This window comes from Apibacter adventoris (assembly GCF_002964965.1).
In the GTDB taxonomy this organism is placed as follows: domain Bacteria; phylum Bacteroidota; class Bacteroidia; order Flavobacteriales; family Weeksellaceae; genus Apibacter; species Apibacter adventoris.
Genome location: NZ_PSZN01000009.1, coordinates 12,983 through 38,160 on the forward strand (window position 1 = coordinate 12,983; position 25,178 = coordinate 38,160).

A 25,178-nucleotide genomic window follows, 5' to 3' on the forward strand; every position below is an offset into this window, starting at 1 on the left:
ATATTAATTGAATAGTAATAAATAATAAACAGAAATAAAAAAGCACTGTTTATACAGTGCTTATATTGATCTGGATTTTAAGTATTATAAATTTTTAACCTTTATAACCTTAAGATTTTTGTCTAATTGATATTCGCGGGGAACTCCGGTTTTAATTTCAAAGTTGAGTATTTCGTCAGGAGTCATTTTTTCCAAAAACATAATTAAAGCACGTAAACTATTTCCATGGGCAGCAATTACAATATTTTTGTCATCCTTCAGTTTAGGTGCAATTTCTTTCTCAAAATAAGGAATAACTCTTGCGGCTGTATCTTTAAGACTTTCTCCATTGGGCGGAGCAATGTCATAACTACGCCTCCAAATATGTACTTGTTCATCTCCGAATTTTTTAGCCGTATCAGCTTTGTTTAATCCTTGTAAGTCTCCGTACATTCTTTCGTTTAACGCTTTATCATAAGTGGTAGGAACATGAGAAATACCGGCTTCATTCAAGGCAATTTTTAAAGTTTCCTGTGCTCTTTTCAGATCAGAAGAATAAGCATAATCAAAATGCATTCCTTTTAGTTTTTCGCCTGCTTCTTTAGCTTCTTTTTTTCCTTTGTCTGTTAAATCTACATCTACCCATCCGGTAAATTTATTTTCTAAGTTCCATACGCTTTGTCCATGCCTGAACATTACTAATATAGCCATTGTTTACTTTTTTAAGTTATTATTAAGTAAAGTTACAAAGAAAATTAAGTTATTCTAATTAGATTTATCGAGATTTTTAAATTATTGTTGAGTAATTTTATTTATACTTAAATAATTTTTTAAAAAATATTATTTTTGAAGTACAAAAAGTCAATAATGAAAAATATTTATTTGGTAATAACACTTTTAATTGGAACATTTTTTATGGGGCAAAAGCAACGATTAACTCCGGAATTACTATGGAGTTTAGGTAGAGTATCGATAGATGCAGTGAATAATAAGGGCGATATTATTTATGGGGTTCAGTATTATGATGTACAAGAAAATAATAGTAGAAGGAATTTATTTTTGGTAACCTTAAAAGGAAATATGAAGCCTTTGACCGATATCAAAGAAAAGGCCAAAGCTCTTTTTTTCAAAGATGATACTACCTTGGTTTACTCTATTGGTGAAAATGTTTTTTTCTATAATATAATTAATGGAGATACGGAACAAATAAATAAAGGCCAAGAGAATCTTTCCGGGTTACTTTATTCTAAAGATTATAAATACATGGCTATTTCAAAGTCGGTAAAAGAAGAAAAAGTATTAGGAAAAGATGTATATCCTGATTTAGAAAAGTCAGATGCAAAAGTATATGATCATTTGATGTACCGGCATTGGGATACATGGAAAGACGGTGATTTTCAACATATATGGCTTGGGACATCACCTGAGTCTTTAACTGATATTAACAAAGGAGAAAAGTATAATTCTGAATCCTATTCTTTCTCACCAGATGCAAAATATTTGGTTTACCAATCAAAAAAATTATTCGGAACAGCAGATGCTATATCTACCAATACTGATATTTTTCTTTATGAATTAGCCACACAGCAAACCAAAAAAATCACTTTGGGTAATAAAGGGTATGATACAAATCCTAAGTTTAATAGAGAAGGAGATAGATTGGCTTGGTTATCTATGAAAACTGATGGATATGAGTCAGATAAAAACGATATAAAAATATATAATGTAAAAACCGGAAAAACCGAAAACCTTACAGTAAACTGGGATAATACAGTATCAGATTATGTGTGGAGTAAAGATGGCAAAAAAATTTATTTTTTAGCTGGGATACATGCTACATATCAATTTTTTGAAATAGATATAAAAAGTAAAAAAATCAGACAAATAACAGAAGGAATTCACGATTATGTCAGCATATTTTTAACAGGAAATTTTTTGGTAGGAGAACGTCAAGATATGAATCATGCTTCAGAGATTTATAAAGTAAACATTAAAACAGGTGAACAAACCCGATTAAGCTCAGTAAACGATGAAGCTTATAGTAAAATAGCTATGGGCAAAGTAGAAGAAAGATGGGTTGATACAACAGATGGAAAAAAAATGTTGGTGTGGGTAATTTTTCCACCAAATTTTGATAAAAATAAAAAATATCCCACATTGTTATATTGTCAGGGAGGTCCTCAAAGTACCGTTTCTCAGTTTTATAGTTTTCGATGGAATTTTCAGATTATGGCAGCAAATGACTATATTATTGTAGCACCCAATCGTAGAGGGTTACCTTCTTTTGGGGTAAAATGGAATGAAGAAATTTCAGGGGATTGGGGAGGACAACCTATGAGAGATTACTTATCAGCAATAGATGAAGTATCCAAAGAACCTTATGTAGATAAAAACCGTTTAGGAGCAGTAGGAGCAAGCTATGGAGGATATTCCGTTTATTATCTGGCAGGAATACATAATAAAAGGTTTAAAACGTTTATATCACATTGTGGTGTTTTTGATTTGGAGTCCATGTACGGATCTACTGAAGAGGTCTTTTTTCCCAACCACGATATAGGAGGGGCTTATTGGGAGAATCCGCAACCCAAAGCATATAAAGATTTTAACCCTATTACAAAAGTTGATAAATGGGATACTCCTATATTAATTATTGAAGGAGGTCGTGATTATAGAGTTCCTTATACCCAAGGATTAGAAGCCTTTCAGGCTGCTCAATTAAGAGGAATAAAAAGCCGACTACTTTATTTTCCTGAAGAAAGTCATTGGGTACAGCAGCCACAAAATGGAATCATTTGGCAAAAGGAATTTTTTAAATGGTTAAAGGAGACTTTATGATAAAGAGGGACTTTTTATTATATAGAGATATAGCGAGTTAATTAATAAAATAATAGAGGAAAAGACATGTCTAAGAGAAAAGAGAGTTGAGATCCTAAAAATGTTTTGTCAAAATTAAAATATATTATTAAAAAAAACGTTTTTCTAACTATTATGAAAAAACTTATTATATTATTATTATTATTAATTTGTGGTGTACATGAATTAACTGCTCAAAAAATTGATATTACTTCAGTCGATGAATTTTTCAATATAGCCTCAAAAATGAAAGAAGGTAAACATATTACCGAAAATCAGTGGATGGTATTTGATAGTACTGGAGGTTATAGAGAATATTCAACTCGAAGAGATCAAATTAGGATAAATATTATAAAAACATCTTTAGATCTCACATTTAATGATAATAATATAAATATATTAAAAGATAGTATTTTAAATATTAATGAAGAAATTATTAAAAATAATTCTGACTTAAGATTGGCAAAGATGACTTTAATTAATTTTATTGATATAAAAGATAATTTTGATTCTATCAAAGCATTTAGAGACAACTACGATTTTAATAATTTAATAAATAATGTTACTAAAAAGCTTGGTTCTTTTTTAGGAAAACCTGTTGATTCACGTATTAGATTTCTACCAGTATATTTTCTATTTCAAGAAAAAGATTCCCAAACTAGGGAAAATGGAATATATATAGACTTTAATTCATTTTATAGAAAAACGGAAGAACAAAGAATTAATTTACTCGCTCATGAATTTTTTCATAATTATAGAAGATGGTTTGAAAATTCTGAATTTAATCGTAAGAATTATCTTTATTATTATATTGATGTCATTCAGAATGAGGGTATTGCGGATTTGATTGATAAATCGGAAGGGTATAGAAAATATTTTACTAGTAATGGATTTGATCATGAAATGGTCGAGAATTGGAACAGTCTCTATGTTCAGGCCCCTAAAGATTTAGAAAGATTGCAGAATTTGATGATTAAGTTTTCTAAGAAAAAGATTTCAGAGGTAGTAGCAGAAAAAGAAATACATGATATTGTAAAATATAATGGGCATCCAATAGGGTTTTATATGGCTTGTAAAATTGTAAATGCAGGGTATAAAGAAGAAATGCTTAAAACCTTATATAATCCATATGAATTCTTTAGGTTATATAATAAAGCTGCTAAAAAACAAAATGATTTTCAACTAAATGATACGTTTATGAGCTATTTGAATAATATAATAAAAAAATATTACAAATAAAGTAATAGCTCATAAATCAAAATTATAATTTTCACAGATCAAAATATTGTGTATTTAGCACATAGCAAAGTGTCAATTTATTAATTGTTCAAAAAATGGGTGTTCAGAGTAAATAAAAATAACTCTATCGGGAATGATTATGTTAAATTAAGCAAGCAGGTTTGAATTTTCTAATAGATTTACTATTATAATACTTAATTAATAGAATAGACAATTTTTATTTCATGAAAAAATAAATGGATAAAGAAAAATAAAACACATAACGAAAAACAAGGCAAAGTGTTTTTTTAAGTGGAATTTTCATGTGAATGTCTTGTTAGGTAGGTAGTTATATTTAGGAGAATAAATTTATTATCATCTGACAAAAATCATTATATTTGTCAACTTTACGCTTATAAACACAATATAATTTAGGGAAAACCGCAAAAAAATATCATACGATGAATTTACATGAGTACCAAGCGAAGGATATATTATCATCTTTTGGAGTAACAGTTCAACGAGGAATTGTAGCAACTACACCGGAAGAAGCGATAGATGCTGCCAAAGAGATGAATGATAAAACAGGTACAAACTGGTGGGTAGTAAAAGCTCAGATTCATGCAGGGGGAAGAGGAAAAGGAGGAGGAGTGAAAATAGCCAAATCTTTAGAAGAAGTAAGAGATCAAGCTTCTCAAATTATAGGAATGAATTTGGTAACCCCCCAAACCTCTAAAAAAGGCAAAAAAGTGAACCAGGTATTTATTGCTGAAGATATGTATTATTCAGGTGAGTCTGAAATTGAGGAATTCTATATATCCGTTTTGTTAGATAGAGCTAAGGGAAAAAATATGATCGTATATTCTACAGAAGGAGGAATGGATATTGAAAAAGTAGCAGAAAATAAACCAGATAAAATCTTTATTGAGGAAATAGACCCTTCAGTAGGTTTACAAAGTTTTCAAGCTCGGAAAATAGCATTTCAATTTGGATTAAAGGGTGAAGCTTTCAAAGAGATGATTAATTTTATTTTTGCATTATATAAAGCATATGTAAATAGTGATGCTTCTTTAATAGAAATAAATCCGGTTTTAAAAACTTCAGATAACAAAATAGCAGCTGTAGATGCTAAAATGAGAATAGATAATAATGCATTATATAGACATCCGGATTATCTTAAATTAAGAGATATTAGAGAAGAAGATCCTGATGAAGTGGAAGCAGCAGAGGCAGGTTTAAATTTTATAAAATTAGATGGAAATGTGGGTTGTATGGTAAATGGTGCAGGTTTGGCAATGGCTACAATGGACATTATAAAACTATCGGGAGGTAATCCGGCAAATTTTTTGGATGTAGGCGGTACCGCTGATGCAGAAAGAGTAGAAAAAGCATTTAGAATTATTTTAAAAGATGAATCAGTAGAAGCAATTTTAGTAAATATATTTGGTGGAATTGTACGTTGTGATAGGGTGGCTCAAGGAATTTTGGATGCATATAAAAATATGAGTGATTCTATTAAAGTGCCTATAATTGTTCGTTTACAAGGGACAAATGCGGAAATTGCTAAGAAAATGATTGATGAAAGTGGATTAAAAGTGCTTTCAGCAATTACTTTAGAAGATGCAGCAAAAGCTGTAACACAATCCCTAATTTAAATAAATAGAAAAAGGTTAGAGTATTTACTAACCTCTTTTTTTACATAGTTTAATAATCTATTTTTTTAATAAATCTCTAATCTCAATTAGTAAATCTTCCTGAGACGGTTTTTTTGGAGCATCTTGAGTTTTTTGTTCTTTATCTTTTTTATTTAATTTATTAATTATTTTAATAATTAAAAATAAGCAAAAAGCAATAATTAGAAAAGAAATACAAGTAGAAAGGAAATTACCGTATTTTACAGCTGTGCCAGGGATGGTTAACTTAGAGAGGTCATCCAAATCAGCAGCTTTTAAAGCAGGGATAAGTATAAGAGGAGTTATAATATCATCTACTAAAGAGGTTACTATTTTGTTAAATGCCCCTCCTATAATAACTCCTATGGCTAAATCAACAACACTACCTCGTAAGGCGAATTCTTTAAATTCTTTAATAAAATTCATGTTTACAATATTAAATTCATGCAAAAATATGAATATTTATTTTAATAAGATATAATTTATGTGTAAAAATATAAATATTATAATTACGGGTGTAATTCTAATTCATAATTGGAATTTAAAAAAATAAAACCCTCTGAATATGGATTTTCATTTGTAATTTTAAATCCTTTTATTTTAGAAGTTTTCCCTTTAGTAACTAAATCTGAAATTTGTTTTAAGGTTAATTTTTTATTACAAAAAGTAAAGGGTATTCTAAAATTACAATTATTAAAATCATTGCATCCATAAGCTTGTTTTCCTTTGAGTAACATTTGATTTTTACATTTAGGGCATAGGAGATTTTCAATTTTAATGGTTTCTTTTTTAGTAGTAGATATCTTTTTGTTTTTAGAATAGGTAACTGATTCCTGAATAGAAATTCTTTTATAATTACTATTTTTAACTTCATTGGTAATTTGCGTAACCATGTTTGTAAGTTCTTTTTTGAACACTTCCAGTTCATAGTTTCCTTTTTCAATTAATCGTAATTTATGCTCCCATTCACCTGTTAATTCAGGGCTTTTCAGTAAATCGTTTTCAATTGTATTTATAAGATCTAAGCCAGTTTGTGTAGCAATTATATTCTTTCTTTTTTTTAAAATATACTTTCGTCTGAACAAAGTTTCAATGATATTTGCACGAGTAGAGGGTCTTCCTATTCCGTTATCTTTAAGAGCCTCTCTCATATCTTCATCTTCCACTTGTTTACCGGCAGTTTCCATAGCCCTTAATAAAGAAGCTTCTGTATAATACTTCGGAGGAGTAGTTTTTCCTTGATGAATAAAAGGCTCATGAGATCCAGTTTCACCCGGTTGAAAGTCGGGCATAATAAATTCTTCTGATGTTTTTTCGTTATTAATTTCTTGAAGATAAATTGTTTTCCATCCGTAATCCAAGATTTGTTTTCCTGTAGCTTTAAAAGGAATTTCTTCAACTTTAGCAGTAACAAGAGTATTAGAAACTATACACTCAGGGTAAAATACAGCAATAAATCTTTTAGCTATTAAATCATAAATTCGTTTTTCATCAGTAGAAAGATGTTGCGGGAGTATTTCTGTAGGAATTATCGCATGGTGATCAGTAATTTTTTCATTGTCAAAGACATTTTTTGTTTTATTAATGGCCGTATTTAATAAAGGTTGAGTGTATTTTTCGTAATACTTCATACTTTTTAAAATTCCTGGAATTTTTGGATATAGGTCATCAGATAAATAAGTAGTGTCTACTCTGGGATAGGTTATAAACTTATTTTCATATAAGTTTTGAGCTAATTTTAAAGTATGATCAGCAGAAAATCCGTATTTTTTATTGGCTTCCACTTGAAGCGAAGTTAAATCGAATAATCTTGGATTTTTTTCTTTTCCTTCTTTTTTTTCAGAAGAAATAATTTCGAAAGGAAATTTTTCCAGATAAATTAATCCGTTTTTTGCTTTTTCCTCTGTTTTAAGCCTAGAAATATCTGCATTAAATTCAGTATTTTTATATAGAGTTTTTAGTTCCCAATATTCTTCAACTACGAAACTGTCTATTTCTTTCTGTCTGGAAACAATCATAGCTAATGTAGGAGTTTGTACCCGCCCAATGGATAATAGAGTTTTATTGACGGCAAATTTTTTAGTAAATACACGGGTGGCATTTATCCCCAATAACCAGTCTCCAATAGCCCTGGCACTTCCTGCAGCATATAAATTATCATAAAAAGTAGCATCTTTCAAATTATGAAATCCCTCTTTTAAAGCCAGTTCGGTTAAAGAAGAAATCCAGAGTCGTTTTACCGGAACCTTACATTGTGCCTTAAGAAGTACCCAACGTTGAATGAGTTCCCCTTCTTGTCCGGCATCACCGCAGTTTACAACTTCCTCACATTGAGATATTAATTTTTTTATGATGTTAAATTGTTTTTGTACCCCTTTATTATCTATCAGTTTAATTCCAAAATGAGCAGGTATAATAGGCAAATCTTCCAAATGCCATTCTTTCCACAATGAATTATAGTCATGTGGCTCTTTTAAAGTACAAAGATGCCCAAAAGTCCAGGTAACTTGGTAGCCGTTTCCTTCAAAGTATCCATCTTTTCGATCTTTAGCGCCTAAAATTTTGGCAATATCTTTGGCCACACTTGGCTTTTCTGCAATACAAACTCTCATAAAATGATATCTCAATTAGCAAAATTGCGATTTTTTTAAAAAATAATAAAGTTAAAAATAATTAGAATTAAGTAAACAAAATGTAAAAGTTGCCCTGTATTTTTATTTATTAGAAAAGGCATTATATAGTAAGTTTTAGATAGAATTAAATTTAGTATTATTTTTAACTTAATTGGAATTAGATTAATAAAATAGAAGTTAATCAATTTCTTTTCAATTGTATTCTTTAAAAATATAGTGATTATTAAAATAAAAAGTTCGTAAATAATTTAAGATTAGAATATTATAAATTATAATGATCATAAAAAGTTAATGTTGATTTGTATATTATTTTAAGAATGTTAATCAAAATTTGTAGCTGAGTAATTTATTTTTTTTCTGGATTAATTTACAGGGTTAATTAATTTTTTATGAAAAAATATAGATAAATTGTTAATTAGTTAAGCCTCAAAATATGGTTTTCATTATTAATAGTTTAAATTTGTAAAAATTAGAATATTGTTTATTAATGATATTTTAATAGTTTATGATATAAATATAATTTTTGTAGAATATGTTAGAAGTTAAAAATATTTCTTTTTCTTATACCCCTGAAAAAAAAGTAATTAATTCAGTTTCTTTTAATTTAGAACAGGGAAAAATGATGGCGTTAATCGGAGAAAGTGGAAGCGGAAAAAGTACAATTTTAAAATTAATTTATGGAATATTGTCTAGCGAAGAAGGAGAAATTTATTATAATAACACGAAACTATTAGGATGTAAAGAAAATTTAGTGCCAGGGGAACCGGAATTTAAATATTTGGAGCAAGATTTTGGATTAATGCCCTATTCTACAGTTGGAGAAAATGTTGGAAATTTTATCTCTAATATCAATAGAGGCGAAAAAGAAGAAAGAATTAAATTTTTACTAAATTTAGTAGAAATGACAGATTATATAAATGTGAAAGCTAATGATTTGAGTGGTGGACAGAAACAGAGAGTAGCTTTAGCTAAAGTGTTGGCTCATCCTCCTTTATTATTACTGTTAGATGAACCTTTTTCTCAGGTAGATACATTTAAAAAAAATATTTTAAAACGTGCTGTTTTTGATTTTGCCAAAGAAAATAATATATCCATAATTTTGGCAACCCATGAGGTAGAAGATGCTTGGGCTTTTGCAGATGAAATGGCTATTATTAAAGATGGAAAAATAGAACAAAAAGGAAATCCCTCCTATATTTATAATAATCCCGAAAATGAATACGTAGCTCATTTATTTGGAGAGCATACTATTTTTAATAAAGAAAATGAACCGGAAATATTTGAGGAAATAGAAGAAGACAGAATTTTAGTTTATCCTCACCAAATTTATATTGCAGACGAAGGACTAAAGGTTAAAATTTTGAGAAGTTATTTTTTAGGAAGTCATTATTTAATAGAATGTATAAATAAATTAAATAGGATATGGTTTACTTGCCCAATTTTTTTATTTACTGGACAAGAATTTTATATCAAAGTTAGTAAATATCAAAAAATATCTAAATAGAAACTATAATATTATTGTATTTAAAAATAAAAATTTTTAAACAATATCGATTATATCGAAAAAAATGTACATTTGTTTTTTAATATATCTTTAATTAGTTTATTTCCGCTAGTGAAAAAAGATCATACATTCTATGTTGCTATTTTATGCCTGTTTTTTTTGTTTGGATTAATTTCCTTAAGATGGCTTCCTCCGATTAATATATGTGGTTATAAAGTGAAAACAGTAGATATGTTTTCAGATATAGAAAAAGAAAAAAAACCTTTATCAACAACGGCAATTCCAAAAGTAAAACCCAAAGTAGAAATATCATGTCCAAAGGGACAAACCTGTATCGAAGACTATAAAGAAAATATATCAGCTCTTTCTAATTTTTTTAAATCATTACAAGATATCAAAGTTGGAAAAAAAGTTAGAATCGCTTTTTTTGGTGATAGTTTTATTGAAGGAGATGTTATGTGTGGCGATTTTCGAGATCTTTTACAGGAAAAATTTGGTGGAGAAGGGGTAGGAATTGTTCCGATGACTTCTGCAGTATCTCAGTTCAGACAAACTATAAAAGAAGATTATAAGGGTTTTAAAAGTTATGATTTAGTACATAATGCAAAGGAGAAATTACCTTATCCGCCTTTTGGCTACTGCTCTATACCCGGAGAAAATAATTATGCGAATTTTTATTCTACTAAATTTTCTTTAAGAACTCAGAAATTTTCAGAAATAAGAATTCTTTATCAATCCAATAAAGAGATCAATGTAAATATAAATGCGAATAATTTCACTCAAAATATACTTCTTCCACAGGCTTATAATATCCAAACCCAAAAAATTGAATTAGGTTCAACAGAAAAAGTAAAACTTTCATTTTCGCCTAATGCAGGAACTTATCTTTATGGAATTTCTTTTGAAGGAGGGCAGGGGATTTATGTAGATAATTTTTCTTTAAGAGGCAATTCCGGTACAGCATTACTTACTAGTAAAAAAGAAATGCACCAAGCACTTAACCAGATACAAGATTATAGCTTAGTTATTCTTCAATACGGCATCAATGCTATGAATGCGGAAACTACTAATTGGGATTGGTATATACGAATAATGAATAAAGTTATTCAAGAAATAAAAGAATTATACCCACAATCTGATATTTTGTTATTAGGGATTCCTGATAGAAGCCACAAAGTAAACGGAGAATATAAAACCATGTCTACAGTTACTAAAATGATTGAGGTACAAAGGACCATTGCAGCAGAGAATAAAATAGCATTTTGGAATGTTTATCAAGCTATGGGAGGCGAAAATTCAATGGTTGAATTTGTTAAAGCGAAACCTTCTAAAGCAAATTTAGATTATACTCATCTTAATTTTTTAGGAGGGAAAGAAGTAGCAAATTTATTATATAAAAGTTTAATTTTTGATTATGAAAAGCATAAAACCGAATAAAATATTTTATCTTTCTATATTGTTGTTAATCTTTTTTTTAGGTTGTGAAAAATCGCTAACCCAACAAAATAAATATGCTTTTGTAAAAGAAAATTTAAATAATATTCATAATGTAAAAGAATTAAATTCTTTTTTTGAAAAATTACAATATGCAAAACAGAAACAGTTAAATATATTACATATTGGAGATTCTCATTTACAAGCAAATGATATTACAGAATTTTTAAGAGATGGATTACAACAAAAATTTGGCAATGCCGGAAGAGGCTTAATAGTACCTTATAAAGTAGCCGGAACAAATTCTCCGGAAGATATTATTTCCCAATCTAATAATAAATGGGAGGGTAAAAGAAATTCGAAACCTTTTTTACCCCAGTCAAACGGAATAGGCGGGATAACTATAGAATCTGTAGATCCAAATGCCTCTTTTATATTTCAACTTCCAGATAAATATGCATTTACTAATATGGCAGTTTTTTTTGAAAATGATGATAAAAGCTACGATATTTTTGCAGAGGACCAAGATAATGGGCAAATAATCGACCTGAAAAAGTATATAAACAAAAAAGATAAAAATGTAGCTATTGTATCATTTACAAAACCAACAACCAAAGTTAAAATTACAAGTGTAAAATCAGACTCAAAGCAAAACCATATAACAATTTTGGGAATAAATACGTCTAATAATAAAAATGGATTAATATATCATAGTATAGGAGTAAATGGAGCTGAATATTTCCATTTTGATACCTCTAAATATTTTAATAAAGAAACCTCATTTCTCAATCCTGATTTGATAATTATTTCTTTAGGTACTAATGAAGCATATCGAAAAGATTCAGATTTTAATGAAATTTCAATTAAAAAAGAAATAGATAGTTTTATTAGTAATTTAAAAAAATATAACCCAGGAATTCCTTTTCTGATAACTACTCCAGCATATGCATATAAAAATGGAAAGCCTAATTCCAGATTAAAAATTATTCATGATATTTTAATAAAATATTGTAATGAAAAACAATTAGCCTATTGGGATTTACAAGAAATTACCGGCGATGCTGTAAACTGGAAAAAAAATAATCTATTTAGTAAAGATTTAGTTCATTACAATAAGGAAGGGTATAAATTACAAGGACAATTATTACTAAGTGCCATTTTAAACTCTTACAACGACTATGTTGCTAAGCATTAATTTTTTAAAAATAGAGAAGGAATTCGAGCAATTCATTCAAGGAATAGATGTACAAAAACTAATTGAACAATTCTATTTTAATCCTCAAGAGCCCCTTATTTTTAGTAGTGGTTTTTTTGTTTTTATATTTACAGCTTTTACCATTGGATATGCAATTTTACATAAAACACATTTTCCTAAGGTTATATATGTTATACTATTTTCTTTATATTTTTATTATCGTTCCAGTGGCTATTATTACCTCATATTAATATTTTGTGTATTTTTTGATTTTATTACCGGGCATCTTATACATAAAGCACAAAATAAAATACTTAAGAAAACATTATTATTTTTTAGTTTAACAATTAATTTAGGATTACTTATATACTTTAAATATACAAATTTTTTCATTGAATCCATTAATACCCTTGCAGATACAGGGTATAAAAAAATAGATATATTTTTACCTGTAGGAGTATCTTTTTTCACATTTCAGTCTATGAGTTATACTATAGATATTTTTAGAAAAAAAATTAACCCTGTAAAAAATATATTAGATTATGGTTTTTTTGTTTCTTTTTTCCCTCAATTGGTAGCAGGACCAATTATTAGAGCATATGACTTTATTCCTCAGCTCTATAAACCAACAATAGTAACTAAACCAATGATAGGGCGTGCCTTATTTTTAATAACTATAGGATTGTTCAAAAAGTCTGTTATTTCTGATTATATAGGAGTTAATTTTGTAGATAGAATTTTTGATCAGCCTGAACTGTATTCCGGTGTGGAAAATTTATTTGGAGTATATGGTTATGCATTACAAATATACTGTGATTTTTCAGGTTATTCAGATATGGCTATAGGAATAGCATTACTACTAGGATTTCGTTTTCCAAAGAATTTTGATTCCCCATATCAATCCCAAAATATTACAGAATTTTGGAGAAGATGGCATATAAGCCTGTCCAGCTGGTTAAAAGATTATTTATACTTTTCCTTAGGAGGAAACAGAGCCGGACATTTTGTAGGCTACTTTTTTCCTGTTTTATTTTTTTTAGGGATGATAATTTGGGGAGTAATTAGCATTCAACATCATTCATATTGGCAAATAATAGTCACAACTTTTTTTATTCTGTTTTTTTCTATTTCAATTTTGGTTTCCAGAAATAAGAAAAAGTCTACGTATAGTGCATTTAATCAAATGACAACCATGTTGTTAGGAGGGCTTTGGCACGGAGCTTCCATTAGATTTATACTTTGGGGTGCTATGCATGGATTAGCACTATCAATTCATAAAACTTTTATTAGTGTATTTAATATTAATCCTAAGAAAAAGAAAAATTCAAATTTTTTCATTACCTTTTTATGTGTTTTATTTACATTCCACTTTATTTGTTTTTGCTGGATATTTTTTAGAGCTACAGATATGGATACAGCTATAGCTTTAATTTATCAAATTGTATATAAATTTGATCCTCATATATTTTTACAAATGATAGAAGGATATAAATTAGTATTTATTATGATGTTTATAGGCTTTCTATTACATTTTATCCCTGTAAAATGGGAAAACTTTTTACAATTTAAAATATCTAACTATCCTTACCTAGTAGGATTTATTTTTTTATTTATAGTGGTATTGATCGTATTACAGGTAAAATCTTCAGAAATACAACCATTTATTTATTTCCAATTTTAGTATAAAAATAAGATTTTGCCTGTGCTTATTTTATATTTAGCTAATATTTATGTAGAAAATAGTTGATCTTTTCGTTATATAAATTACATATTTTTTAACATAAAAAAATAAAACAGGTGAAAATATTTTTTTATAAAAGAAAAAAAATACTTAAAAGGGTAAAAAATGTTGACAAATAAAAACAAGAAAAATAGAATCCCATTTTAAATTGTTGTAAATTTGATAATACAATTTTTTAATATCTGGAGAGAAAAATAATATGTTAAGTACACAAAGAGAGGAACCCGATAATCAGGTTTCAGAAGAGTTTGTAAAGGAAAAGAGCATGCAGTACTTTCAAGGAGATGAATTGGCTGCAACTACCTGGATGAAAAAATATGCAGTAAAAAATGAAAAAGGAGGATATATTGAAAGTTCTCCTGAAGATATGCATAGAAGAATGGCTAAAGAATTTGCAAGGATTGAAGGAAATTTAAAATCAGAGAACAAAGAAGGACTTTCTCCATATGGAAAAAAAAGAGAATTTTTAACAGAAGAAAAAATATTCAGCCTGTTTGATAAATTTAAATACGTTATACCCCAAGGGAGTGTAATGTCAGCTTTAGGGAATAAATATATTATTGCCTCTTTATCTAATTGTGTGGTAGTACCTCCTACATATGACTCTTATGGGGGAATAATGTATACAGATGAACAATTGACACAACTCTTTAAAAGAAGATGTGGGGTAGGGGTAGATATATCTAATCTTCGTCCTAAAAATGCACATGTTTCCAATTCAGCAGGAACAACTACCGGAGCCGTTTCTTTTATGGAGCGATTTTCGAATACTACAAGAGAAGTTGCTCAAAACGGTCGCCGTGGAGCTTTAATGTTGACTATAGACATAGCACATCCTGATGTAGAAGATTTTATAGTTAGTAAACAGGATTTAAGTAAAATAACCGGAGCAAATATATCTGTACGTTTGTCAGATGAGTTTATGAAAGCTGTAATTAACAATAAAGACTATATACACAAATGGCCTATAGACTCTAAAGAACCAATATATACTAAAAAAATAAAAGCCCGTGAATTATGGAATACAATTATAGAATGTGCTCATAATACAGCTGAACCTGGGCTTATTTTTTGGGACAGACAGCATAAATATTCAACCTCTTCAATATATCCCGGATTTAAAAATGATTCTACCAATCCCTGTTCAGAAATTGCTATGCAGGGCGGAGACAGTTGCCGTTTAATAGCAATTAACTTATTTTCTTTTGTAGAGAATCCATTTACAAAAGAAGCACATTTTGATTTTAATAAATTCTATGAAATTACATATGAATCACAAAGATTAAATGATGATTTAGTAGAATTGGAGTTAGAATCTGTAAATAGAATATTAAAGAAAATAAAATCAGATCCAGAGCCTGGTTTTATAAAAAGAAATGAAATAGAAACCTGGGAATTATTGCGAGATACAGGAAAAAGAGGTCGTCGTACCGGGTTAGGATTTACAGCTTTAGCAGATGCCATAGCTGCAATGGGGTATAAATATAGTTCGGATGAGGCTTTACATTTTGCGGAAGAAATAATGAAAACCAAGTGTAGAGCTGAATTTGATAGCTCTATAGATATGGCTATAGAACGAGGAAAATTTGAAGCCTGGGACCCAAAGTATGATAATGCATCAGAATTTATTCAGATGCTTCATGAAGAAATGCCGGAGCTCTATAACCGAATGATGAAATATGGAAGAAGAAACATATCCTTAAGTACAGTAGCTCCTACTGGAACATTAAGTATGTTAGCCCAAACATCTTCAGGGATAGAACCTGTTTTTTTATTAGGATATAAAAGAAGAAGAAAAGTAAATGCAAATGATCCTAAAGCAAAAATATCCTTTATTGATGATATGGGAGACGCCTTTGAAGAATTTGATGTGTGGCATCCTAAACTACAAGATTGGATGAAAATTGTTGGAGAAACAGATGTGAGTAAAAGTCCATATGCTGGTTCTACTTCCCCTGAAATAGATTGGATTAAAAGAGTAAAAATGCAGGCTTTAATACAAAAATATACCACCCATAGTATTAGTTCTACCATAAATTTACCCTCAGATGTAAGTGTGGAAAAAGTGGGGGAGATATACATAGAATCTTGGAAACAAGGCTTAAAAGGTATAACTGTTTACAGAGATGGCTCCCGTTCTGGAGTTTTGATTTCAAACGATAAAGATTTTAAGGAAAATACTAAGGAAAAGAAAGAAAAGTCTTCCGAAGAAAGTATTGATATAACGCATGCGCCAAAAAGACCTAAGAAACTAGAAGCAGATATTATTAGGTTTCAAAATGAATATGAAAAATGGTTAGCAGTTATAGGTCTTATAGACGAAAAACCATATGAAATATTTACAGGGAAAATGGAAGATGCGTTTAATCTTCCGGCTTACGTTAATAAAGGTTGGATTGTAAAAAACAAAGGGGAAGAAAATGATGAAAATTCGCGATATGATTTTCAATATATAGATAAAGAAGGATATCGTATTACCATTGAAGGACTTTCAAGGTCTTTTGATAAAGAATATTGGAATTATGCAAAATTAATTTCGGGAATTTTGAGACATGGTATGCCTATCAATAATGTGGTAGATGTTATTAATGGGCTAAATTTATATGATGAAAACATTAATACATGGAAAAATGGTGTGGCTCGTGCTCTTAAAAAATACATACCCGATGGTACTAAAGTAGATAAAGAATGTCCAAATTGTGGAGACCCGGAAGGATTAATCTATGAAGAAGGCTGTTTGCATTGTAAAAGTTGTGGCTATAGCAAATGTGGTTAAATTTATATAATAATCTAATTGAAGATCAGCAACTGTAAAGTTGCTGATCTTTTTTACATTTATTGCTTAAGTATTTACCTTAATTCACTGCCTCTAATTGTACAACTTATAAATTTTATCTCATTATTAATTTTAATAAAATTTAAATGATCTTGATTAGGAAATTTATTTTTTCTGGCGTTAGGAGTTATTACAAGATCATAAATTGGGTATTGTGATATATTCCAATCTTTACAATTATCGTAGGCATAATCAAATGAAGGGTACATTTCTTGAGGCATAGGAATAAAATCATCAATTGAAATAAAAAAGTCTGCACTTTCTTTTTTTATTTCTGATAATCGTTCCAATATAATTTTTGCATTTTTTTTAAGAAAATTTTCTTTAGGTGCAGATAGCCAGCCGGTATTTTTTTTTGAATATATAATGTCCTTATAAGAATGCTTAATTAAATTATCTAGGCTTAAATCATTTATAATTTCATTTTTTAAAAAAGTTTCAAATAATTTTTCATTATCTATAAATGAATAATATTTCCCATTGACTCCTAAAAAATTAATTCGTGTAGAATCATTTAAAGGTTTGTCAGAAACTAATAAAGAATAAAAATCTATATTTTTATTCCGGGGGAAATTATCAACCAAAACTTCATTATTATTATTGATTAAAATCTCTTTTCCACCGATCCAGCTCCAATGTTCACAACCTGAATCAATATTATTGCCCTCCCAGCATTTTCTTGTAGCTTTTTTTAATCCGATAGCAACCCCATTTTGGAATCTTGTCATGTCGTTATATTCAGCCGGTATAGTTACCTTACCCCACTTATTAAACATTCCGACAAGGTCTGTCTTACGATCTCTAAATCGTATAAGTCCTTCACATTCACAGTCAAGAGTCATGTCGGAAATATATAAACTATCTTTACCTAATAGAGTTCCATCTTTTAATAGATAATAGTTTTCAATAGTTTTATCATTTATTTCTGTAACAGCCATAATAGTATTAAAACTTCCGGGAGAGGTCATAAAAAATTTTGGAGGAATCATAACTTTTCCCTGTAAATCTTTATAACCTATTAGGTTATTTGTTTCATCATAAAAAGAAATCCAGCTATTATTATTATTATTATTATTTTGAGCTATGGACTTAATCGATAACAATAAAAAAAATATAAAAAAAATTATTTTCATTTAACAGAGGTTAATTTGGTTTATAAAGGTGCTAAAAAATAATTAAAATAAGGCATACGAATGGATAGATTTAACGCAGACAGCCAAAATTTTGAGAAAAAACAGATTTTTTAATCAATATAAAAATATTACATTTGTATAAAAGCAACTGTTTAATTAAGATATGAAAAGAATATTAGTAACATCCTCCTCTTCATTTCCAGACGATTATGTCCGGAAATTCGAGATAGATTATATTCCTTTTATAAAAACGGAAATTTACCCTAAAAGCCAATTTATAACTCAAATACCCCAAGATATCCAATCATTTATTGTAACCAGTAAAAATTCAGCAAAAGCTATAAAAGATATAGAATTAAACGGACAGTTTTTTGTAGTTGGGAAAAGTACAGCCGCAGAATTGTATGGACAAAATAGAAAAATAGCATTTATTTCTAATTATGCAGAAGATCTTTTGGAGCGAATGTTGGAAACAGATATAAAAAAATATATATTTTTCAAAGGTAACTTGTCTTTACCTACACTTCCTGAAGTATTACATAAAAATTCGATAGAAGTTGTAGATATTGAATGTTATAAAACAATACTAACTCCGCAAAAAGTACAGGATATCTATAATGGAATTGTTTTTATGAGTCCTTCTGCCGTAGAGTCTTTTACACAAAAAAATAATCTGCCTCAAGATATTCCTATATTTACAAGTGGAGAAACCACAGCTCAGGCTGTAAAAAAAATGGGAGATTATAAAATTTATTATCCGGAAGAATCTTCCATAGAAAAATTAATGGATTTAATTAACAAAACTTTAAATGCTTAAAAATACTTTATTGTTAGATGCCTTACAAGGAAAAGAAGTCAAACGCCCTCCTGTATGGATGATGAGACAAGCGGGAAGGTTTTTGCCTGAATTTAGAGATTTAAAAGATAAATATGATTTTTTTACCCGTTGTCGGACACCGGAGTTGGCTGCAGAAATTACTTTGATGCCTATTAAAAGGTTTCCTTTAGATGCTGCTATTCTTTTTTCTGATATATTGGTGGTTCCTCAGGCAATGAATATTCCATTTGAGATGAAAAAATCAGTAGGACCTTTTCTAGAAAATCCTATATCATCTTTAGAAGATATACAAAAACTAGATACTACAGGAGCAGAAGATAGATTAGAGTATGTTTATAAAGCCATAAAAATAACAAAAGAGCAATTAAATGATGAACTTCCTTTATTAGGGTTTGCAGGTAGTCCCTGGACAATTTTGTGCTATTCTATTGAAGGAAAAGGATCTAAAACTTTTGATAAAGCTAAAGCATTTTGTTTTAAAAACCCCAATTGGGCACATTTATTATTACAAAAAATTACTGACGTAACTATTAAATATTTAGAAAAAAAAGTTGAATCCGGAGTAAATGCAGTGCAAATATTTGATAGTTGGGGAGGTTTACTTTCACCTAAAGATTATGAAGAATTTTCGTGGAAATATATTAATCAGATAGTAGAGGCATTATCATTAAAAACAGACGTAATAGTATTTGGAAAAGGTTGTTGGTTTGCCTTAAAAACAATGTCGCAGTCTAAAGCTTCTGCTTTAGGAATAGATTGGACTATTTCGCCGCAGAAAGCCCGGGAATTTACAGGAGGCAAAATTACCTTACAAGGAAATTTTGATCCGGCAAAATTACTTTCAGATCCGGATAAAATTTATGCGGAGGTACAACAAATGATTAGAGAATTCGGCGTTCAGAATTATATAGTAAATTTAGGACACGGAATTTTGCCCAATGCATCGATAAAGAATGCAGAATCTTTTATAAAAGCGGTTGTAGAGTTTAAAGGATAGGTAATATTATTTATATGCCTTATAAAATTTATAAATGATTGAGTTGTTTTGTAAATAAAAAAGATTGAAATATCTTTATGGATATTGAAATTTTATTACTTAAGATATTATCTATTTTATTGTAGCAATATTATCTTTGACCTCAATAACTTGTAAGTTAGTAATAGGATACAAATTTAAATCAGTTTTATACTTATTTATTATTTTTTCTATATTTTCCTTAAAAGGATAGTTGGTATAATGAGGTAAAGGATAAAAATCAATTATATTCAATGCGGAAAAAGATTGTAGTTTAGGTGCCAAATTATAATCATCCAAATCCTTTACATATTCTATATTTGGCGATAAGATAATAGAGCCGGCAGATTCACCTATATATAATTTCCCCGAATGAATTTGTTGCGTGATAATTTTATCAGCTCCTGTTTTTTGTAATTCCTGAAGAAGAAAAAAAGTATTGCCTCCTGAGATATAAATGTAATCATTATATTGTAATTTTTCTGATATTTCTTTAGTACTAGCTTGCGATATATCTAATTCATCTACAATCAAACCCATTTTAGTAAGAGCCTGTTTTCCGGCTTTGACGTAAAAATTAACGGTTTCGTGAATACTGGCTGTAGGTATAAAAGTTATGGTTTTTCCTTTCAGGTTATTATTTGTAAAGTCTATAAATATATTTGATACATCTGCAAATGAGGAAGATAAAAATAAGCGTTTCATATAACTAGAAATTAAAAGTAGTAATACAAATATATTAATTTGTTTAGATAATGGTATGTCAGTAATTTAAAGAATTTAAATATTAATTGAATTTTAAGTATAAAAATATAATCAAGGATATAGAAAATATTATTTGCAATAAAACATTTTGTAGTCATTTTGTAGACACTATATGTATTTAGTTTTTAGTGGTTTACCTATATATTTGTGGGCGAATCAATCGTTAAAAAAATTAATTATGAAAAAATTATTTATTCGAAAAATTTTATTTCTTTCTATGATTTCAGTAAATATGTTATCATTAACAACTTCTTGTAGTAGTGATGATAATGATGATTATATACCTGGAGGCAATGGAGGAACTACAGAATTGAAAAGTAATTATTTTACTGTATCTGCTAATGGTAAAAATTATGTTTATTCTAATAATAGTAGCGCTCAGCCTACTAGCCCTGGTAATGGATTTAGTGTTGCAACATTCAGTTCAGCAGGTTCTGATTTTGACAATGATTATGGTATATATAATATGGGGTCGCTTACAGTAAGTTATACTCTTCAAGGAGAAGGAACTTATTCTTTGGTAAGTGATGAAGAATTAGCAGCAGTAATAATAGCGGAAAATAATGAAAAAGTTATTTCTATTCATGCGGTTTTAGGAGCTGATGGTGCTGCTCTTTATGAAACCATTAGAAGTTTTGGTGGAACTGCACAAGTAACTATTAAAGATGGGAAGTATCATTTTAGTATAGAAAATCCTGCAATACTAAAAAAATCAGTATCAATGGGAGAAAATGGGGCTCAAATGCCTGAAAATGTTGAACTTAAAATGAAAGATGTTTATGTGAGATAAAAGAAGTTATTAACATGTACATCAATATTACAAAGAGAGATTATTTTACTAAATAATCTCTCTTTTATTCTTTCTAAATTTATAAATTGAAAAAAGTTCATTAAAAAATTACTATGAAAAGACTGTTTTGTTTTATATTTTTATTCCTTTACTTTCTGACTATTTCAGCTCAACAAAGATTATTAGATTCATTGCAAGCTATTGTTAATGATAAATCCATTCAGGATAGGGATAAAATCATGCCTATGTCTAAAATTGCAGGATTAGCTATGGGAGATACAATAAGGTCTATGAAATTAGGAAAGAAATCAGTAGCATTAGCCAGGCTTCAACAGGACCCTAGTTATGCGGTTTATGCATATTCTAATTTGGGATTATTTTATGTGTTAAGAGGAGATGTAAAACGAACATATGAGATAATTGACAGCTGTTTGTGGTATATTAATATATCTAAAGATGTGTATGCAAATGCCACTGCATATAATAGGATAGGAGTAATGAAATTGCAGATGGATGATAAAGAAGGTATAGCGGATATTTTTACTTCAATTCATATTTTTAAAAATACCCCATATAAAGGACAGGGAATATCTGCCAATAATAATAAATGGGAAGGGCTAACCTCTGGCTATTATCTTTTATGCTCTCACTATGCACAGGATATTGAAAATGTAGATAAATATTCAAAATTAACATTAGAAGCAGCATTTAAAAGTAAAAATCTAAATCTAATATCTTCAGGGTATTCTATTAGAGGTATTCGTTTTTTAACAGAATATCAATTAGTAAAAAGGAATAATTTATTAGATTCTGCGCAATATTATTTGGAAAAAGCACTTTTAGTCTCTGAGAAAAGGCCTGGCTATATAAGAGATATATCATATCTGAATATATTGTCAAACTTAGTAGGTGTATATGAGGGAAAATATGAAGCTGAAAAAAACAATGATTATCTGAAAAAAATGATTGAATGTGTTGGAAAAGCAAAGATTATAGCAAAAAGAAATCACGATGTAGAATTTAGAATAAATTATTACAAATTATTGATTTCGGTTGAGATGAGCAAGGAAGATTATCGTTCAGCAATACAATTAACAGAAGAGATTACTGATGAAGTTTCCAAACAAGATAAATTAAACAGATATAAATATGAATTATATTATCTGTTATCTTCATTATATCAAAAAACAGGAAATCTGAATATTGCTATTGAAAACTTGAAAAAAGCATTTACTTATTATCAAAAATATTTTGATGAAAAATATGTAAAAGTGGGTCAGCAACAACAGGTAAAATATAAATTAGCAGAAAAAGAGAGAGAAATAGAAATAAGAAAAAAACAAAATGTATGGTACATAGCTTTTGCTTGCGTACTATTTATATTGTTGATACTCGTATTTTTTGTATTTAGATTTAGAGTAAAATATCTGAAAAATAAAAAAGAAGAAGCCAATTTATTAGCAAAACTAAAAGAAGAAGAAGCTAAGTTTTTAGAAGTAGAAAAAGAAAATGCAGAATTACAAATACGAATAAAAGAAGAAGAAGCACATAGGTTACAGAAGGAAGTACTATCCAGAACTAACCAGATTGTTTATAAAAATGAAATGTTGAAAAATTTAACATATACTATCAAAAATGACCCAAACTTCAATACTTTTTTATTAGAGAGAATGATAAAGGAAGAAGAACGATTAGACAAAAATTTTGATGATTTTGTTAATGTATTAAATGAAATTCATCCGGAATTTTATAACAGATTACAGGAAAAAACGAAACAGAAACTAACTTCTTTAGACCTAAAGTATTGTGTTTATATATTTATGAAAATGCCCACTAAAGAAATGGCAGATTTATTACATGTAGAGCTAAAGACTGTAAGGATGAATAAATATAGATTAAAACAAAAATTAGGTTTAAAAAAAGAAGATAGTCTGGAAGAATTTATACAGAATATTATATAGTTAATTAGTGAAATTTTATATTTGAGAATATAAAGAAACATATAAAAATAACTATTATGATTATCCTATCTATTGTTACATTTATCTTTATCTGAGAATCACTCATTTTTTTATTGCTTTTATTTCTTCACAACAGTGGAAGAATAAGAGAAAAAAAATAGTAAAAAACAATATCCGGAGATATTGATTTTTCTACAGCCGTGTAGATTAATTCCTTAAAATGAAATGCAGCAGTTTTCAAATTTGTAGGCTTTGATCTTTCAATTTATTAGTTGAGTATACAAGACTTAAATAATAGTTTAATGTATTGTAAAATATCATTCATAAATTATAATGCTATTTAAAAGCAAATTAATAGGATTTCATTTCGCTGGGAATGAGTTTTTATAAAAAAAAATATATAAAAAATATTATAGTATAAATTATGATGTTAATTGTATAGATAAAATATAAAAAAATATATATATTTGTATTTATAGTATTCATTATATATTGTTTATACTATGAGCATAATAGAAGATCCTAATAAAAAGGAGCCTCAGGTAGACCTGAGTAAACTCACAGAAAAGCTACAACAATCTGCCCTTGACTCAGCCGAGACAAAACTGGATCAAGCTCCCCAAGGCATCCGAGAAGAGGTAAAAAAAGTACAGGAAACAGCCACCCGGGTACAAAACAAACTAACCCGGGTAAACGAAGAACTTAGCCCGATAAAAGGCAACACCTTTGAAATCATCCCCCCGGAAGTATTGGAAAAACAAAAAGCCTTAAGTAGTTTAGTAACCTACGGAGGCGATTTAAAGAGCCTCTACGGCGACAGCCATCTGGTATGGAGCACCGTACAAATAGGCGGAGAATACGTACTGACCGATAGCCATTTTACTCTGAGCATACACCAGCAGGTAGGGACTCATGACAGCTTTGAAATTTTGTGCCCCAGTGAAGCCTTCGGAGAAAAAGACAGCTATCCCTTAACGAATACCCGTAAATATTTAGGAAAACGCTGTACCCTGCAACTTAAACAATACGGACAGACCACCTATATCTTTACCGGAATCATAACCCAGATCCGCAACAAACGCATAGACGGTTATAGCCATATAATCTTAGAAGGAAAATCCCCAACCATCCTGTTAGAGAATGGCTTGGATTGCCAGAGCTTCGAAAAAAAGGGACTTAAAGAAATTATTGAAGAATCTACCCGCGAATATCCTTCCGACCTGATTCAGTGGGATATACGTCCGCACCTACAGGAAAAACTGCTATATACCGTACAATATCGGGAATCTGATTATCAATTTATCAGAAGGTTAGCCACAAGGTATGGAGAATGGTTTTACTACAATGGCACCCAGCTGGTCTTTGGCGGGTATGGGGGGAAGACCGTAGAGCTGGTAGAAGAACAAGACCTGTTCGAATACGAACTGAAGATGCAATTAGTCCCCCAAAAGTTCACCTATACATCCTACGATGCCAAGCAGGCAGAGAACTACACCGTAGAATCCGAAAGTGTAAGCGTACAAGGCACCAAGAACCCCTTTCAGCAATATGCAGAAGAAGCCTCAGCCAAGACCTACAACAAAGTACCCCTTTCCTTATACAACCAAAGT

The 25,178-nt window shown here is 29.2% G+C and carries 18 protein-coding genes; 13 read left to right on the forward strand and 5 right to left on the reverse strand.

All coding sequences use genetic code 11. The features are described 5' to 3' along the window. Nucleotides 1-84 precede the first annotated feature (84 nt). The gene (locus C4S76_RS05130; RefSeq protein WP_105193319.1) at nt 85-690 is read right to left on the reverse strand and encodes a 2,3-bisphosphoglycerate-dependent phosphoglycerate mutase; all 606 of its coding nucleotides are present in this window, start codon (nt 688-690) and stop codon (nt 85-87) included. A 156-nt stretch (nt 691-846) separates the two neighbouring features. Between C4S76_RS05130 and C4S76_RS05135 the strand changes: the two genes are divergently transcribed. From C4S76_RS05135 to sucC, 3 genes are all read left to right on the forward strand, one after another. Continuing rightward, nucleotides 847-2,814, forward strand: coding sequence for a S9 family peptidase (locus C4S76_RS05135; protein WP_105193321.1), 1,968 nt, complete (start codon nt 847-849; stop codon nt 2,812-2,814). 153 nt (nt 2,815-2,967) lie between these two features. Beyond that, nucleotides 2,968-4,071, forward strand: coding sequence for a DUF5700 domain-containing putative Zn-dependent protease (locus tag C4S76_RS05140; protein ID WP_105193324.1), 1,104 nt, complete (start codon nt 2,968-2,970; stop codon nt 4,069-4,071). A gap of 440 nt (nt 4,072-4,511) precedes the next feature. Then, nucleotides 4,512-5,705 carry an ADP-forming succinate--CoA ligase subunit beta gene (gene sucC, locus C4S76_RS05145; protein ID WP_105193326.1) on the forward strand — a complete coding sequence of 398 codons (1,194 nt, stop codon included), beginning with the start codon at nt 4,512-4,514 and terminating at the stop codon, nt 5,703-5,705. A 57-nt stretch (nt 5,706-5,762) separates the two neighbouring features. Here the strand turns inward: sucC and mscL are convergent, their stop codons facing one another. Together mscL and C4S76_RS05155 are read right to left on the reverse strand one after the other, a co-directional pair. Further along, nucleotides 5,763-6,149: a large conductance mechanosensitive channel protein MscL gene (mscL, locus tag C4S76_RS05150; protein ID WP_105193328.1), complete on the reverse strand. Its 387-nt coding sequence runs from the start codon at nt 6,147-6,149 to the stop codon at nt 5,763-5,765. An 83-nt stretch (nt 6,150-6,232) separates the two neighbouring features. Next, the gene (locus tag C4S76_RS05155; protein ID WP_105193330.1) at nt 6,233-8,335 is read right to left on the reverse strand and encodes a type IA DNA topoisomerase; all 2,103 of its coding nucleotides are present in this window, start codon (nt 8,333-8,335) and stop codon (nt 6,233-6,235) included. 553 nt (nt 8,336-8,888) lie between these two features. Here C4S76_RS05155 and C4S76_RS05160 point away from each other — a divergent pair. The 5 genes from C4S76_RS05160 to C4S76_RS05180 all read left to right on the forward strand — a co-directional run bounded on the left by C4S76_RS05160 (nt 8,889) and on the right by C4S76_RS05180 (nt 17,006). Continuing rightward, the gene (locus C4S76_RS05160; protein WP_105193332.1) at nt 8,889-9,860 is read left to right on the forward strand and encodes an ABC transporter ATP-binding protein; all 972 of its coding nucleotides are present in this window, start codon (nt 8,889-8,891) and stop codon (nt 9,858-9,860) included. Nucleotides 9,861-9,971: 111 nt separating this feature from the next. Continuing rightward, complete coding sequence (locus tag C4S76_RS05165) at nt 9,972-11,297, forward strand: SGNH/GDSL hydrolase family protein (RefSeq protein ID WP_146105689.1); 1,326 nt, start codon at nt 9,972-9,974, stop codon at nt 11,295-11,297. Further along, on the forward strand, nt 11,275-12,489 hold the full coding sequence (locus tag C4S76_RS05170; protein ID WP_105193336.1) for a GDSL-type esterase/lipase family protein: 1,215 nt from the start codon (nt 11,275-11,277) through the stop codon (nt 12,487-12,489). The genes C4S76_RS05165 and C4S76_RS05170 overlap by 23 nt, the downstream gene beginning before the upstream one ends. Further along, complete coding sequence (locus tag C4S76_RS05175; RefSeq protein WP_105193338.1) at nt 12,473-14,170, forward strand: MBOAT family O-acyltransferase; 1,698 nt, start codon at nt 12,473-12,475, stop codon at nt 14,168-14,170. Before C4S76_RS05170 ends, C4S76_RS05175 begins: the two co-directional genes overlap by 17 nt. A 259-nt stretch (nt 14,171-14,429) precedes the next feature. After that, nucleotides 14,430-17,006: an adenosylcobalamin-dependent ribonucleoside-diphosphate reductase gene (locus C4S76_RS05180; protein ID WP_105193340.1), complete on the forward strand. Its 2,577-nt coding sequence runs from the start codon at nt 14,430-14,432 to the stop codon at nt 17,004-17,006. Between the two features lie 74 nt (nt 17,007-17,080). Here the strand turns inward: C4S76_RS05180 and C4S76_RS05185 are convergent, their stop codons facing one another. Further along, entirely contained in the window at nt 17,081-18,199 is a 1,119-nt protein-coding gene (locus C4S76_RS05185; protein WP_105193342.1) for a hypothetical protein, read from the reverse strand. Nucleotides 18,200-18,362: 163 nt separating this feature from the next. On the opposite strand from C4S76_RS05185, the gene C4S76_RS05190 reads away from it, so the two are divergent. Together C4S76_RS05190 and hemE are read left to right on the forward strand one after the other, a co-directional pair. Further along, nucleotides 18,363-19,016 carry a uroporphyrinogen-III synthase gene (locus C4S76_RS05190; RefSeq protein WP_105193344.1) on the forward strand — a complete coding sequence of 218 codons (654 nt, stop codon included), beginning with the start codon at nt 18,363-18,365 and terminating at the stop codon, nt 19,014-19,016. Then, nucleotides 19,009-20,034 carry a uroporphyrinogen decarboxylase gene (gene hemE / locus C4S76_RS05195; protein WP_105193346.1) on the forward strand — a complete coding sequence of 342 codons (1,026 nt, stop codon included), beginning with the start codon at nt 19,009-19,011 and terminating at the stop codon, nt 20,032-20,034. Before C4S76_RS05190 ends, hemE begins: the two co-directional genes overlap by 8 nt. Before the next feature lie 111 nt (nt 20,035-20,145). Here hemE and C4S76_RS05200 read toward each other — a convergent pair whose 3' ends face one another. Further along, on the reverse strand, nt 20,146-20,757 hold the full coding sequence (locus C4S76_RS05200) for a Type 1 glutamine amidotransferase-like domain-containing protein (protein ID WP_105193348.1): 612 nt from the start codon (nt 20,755-20,757) through the stop codon (nt 20,146-20,148). A gap of 238 nt (nt 20,758-20,995) precedes the next feature. Between C4S76_RS05200 and C4S76_RS05205 the strand changes: the two genes are divergently transcribed. From C4S76_RS05205 to C4S76_RS05215, 3 genes are all read left to right on the forward strand, one after another. Continuing rightward, the gene (locus C4S76_RS05205) at nt 20,996-21,607 is read left to right on the forward strand and encodes a hypothetical protein (RefSeq protein WP_146105690.1); all 612 of its coding nucleotides are present in this window, start codon (nt 20,996-20,998) and stop codon (nt 21,605-21,607) included. 113 nt (nt 21,608-21,720) lie between these two features. Continuing rightward, nucleotides 21,721-23,568: a hypothetical protein gene (locus C4S76_RS05210; RefSeq protein ID WP_105193350.1), complete on the forward strand. Its 1,848-nt coding sequence runs from the start codon at nt 21,721-21,723 to the stop codon at nt 23,566-23,568. Nucleotides 23,569-24,071: 503 nt separating this feature from the next. Further along, nucleotides 24,072-25,178, forward strand: a 1,107-nt coding sequence (locus C4S76_RS05215) for a phage late control D family protein (protein ID WP_181044064.1), incomplete at its 3' end; no start/stop codon positions are given.

What these genes read in the sequence shown, in the direction of transcription:
- C4S76_RS05130 (WP_105193319.1), bottom strand. Translation starts at nt 690, where the DNA reads ATGGCTATATTAGTAATGTTCAGGCATGGACAAAGCGTATGGAACTTA.
- C4S76_RS05135 (WP_105193321.1), top strand. Translation starts at nt 847, where the DNA reads ATGAAAAATATTTATTTGGTAATAACACTTTTAATTGGAACATTTTTT.
- C4S76_RS05140 (WP_105193324.1), top strand. Translation starts at nt 2,968, where the DNA reads ATGAAAAAACTTATTATATTATTATTATTATTAATTTGTGGTGTACAT.
- sucC (WP_105193326.1), top strand. Translation starts at nt 4,512, where the DNA reads ATGAATTTACATGAGTACCAAGCGAAGGATATATTATCATCTTTTGGA.
- mscL (WP_105193328.1), bottom strand. Translation starts at nt 6,149, where the DNA reads ATGAATTTTATTAAAGAATTTAAAGAATTCGCCTTACGAGGTAGTGTT.
- C4S76_RS05155 (WP_105193330.1), bottom strand. Translation starts at nt 8,335, where the DNA reads ATGAGAGTTTGTATTGCAGAAAAGCCAAGTGTGGCCAAAGATATTGCC.
- C4S76_RS05160 (WP_105193332.1), top strand. Translation starts at nt 8,889, where the DNA reads ATGTTAGAAGTTAAAAATATTTCTTTTTCTTATACCCCTGAAAAAAAA.
- C4S76_RS05170 (WP_105193336.1), top strand. Translation starts at nt 11,275, where the DNA reads ATGAAAAGCATAAAACCGAATAAAATATTTTATCTTTCTATATTGTTG.
- C4S76_RS05175 (WP_105193338.1), top strand. Translation starts at nt 12,473, where the DNA reads ATGTTGCTAAGCATTAATTTTTTAAAAATAGAGAAGGAATTCGAGCAA.
- C4S76_RS05180 (WP_105193340.1), top strand. Translation starts at nt 14,430, where the DNA reads ATGTTAAGTACACAAAGAGAGGAACCCGATAATCAGGTTTCAGAAGAG.
- C4S76_RS05185 (WP_105193342.1), bottom strand. Translation starts at nt 18,199, where the DNA reads ATGAAAATAATTTTTTTTATATTTTTTTTATTGTTATCGATTAAGTCC.
- C4S76_RS05190 (WP_105193344.1), top strand. Translation starts at nt 18,363, where the DNA reads ATGAAAAGAATATTAGTAACATCCTCCTCTTCATTTCCAGACGATTAT.
- hemE (WP_105193346.1), top strand. Translation starts at nt 19,009, where the DNA reads ATGCTTAAAAATACTTTATTGTTAGATGCCTTACAAGGAAAAGAAGTC.
- C4S76_RS05200 (WP_105193348.1), bottom strand. Translation starts at nt 20,757, where the DNA reads ATGAAACGCTTATTTTTATCTTCCTCATTTGCAGATGTATCAAATATA.
- C4S76_RS05205 (WP_146105690.1), top strand. Translation starts at nt 20,996, where the DNA reads ATGAAAAAATTATTTATTCGAAAAATTTTATTTCTTTCTATGATTTCA.
- C4S76_RS05210 (WP_105193350.1), top strand. Translation starts at nt 21,721, where the DNA reads ATGAAAAGACTGTTTTGTTTTATATTTTTATTCCTTTACTTTCTGACT.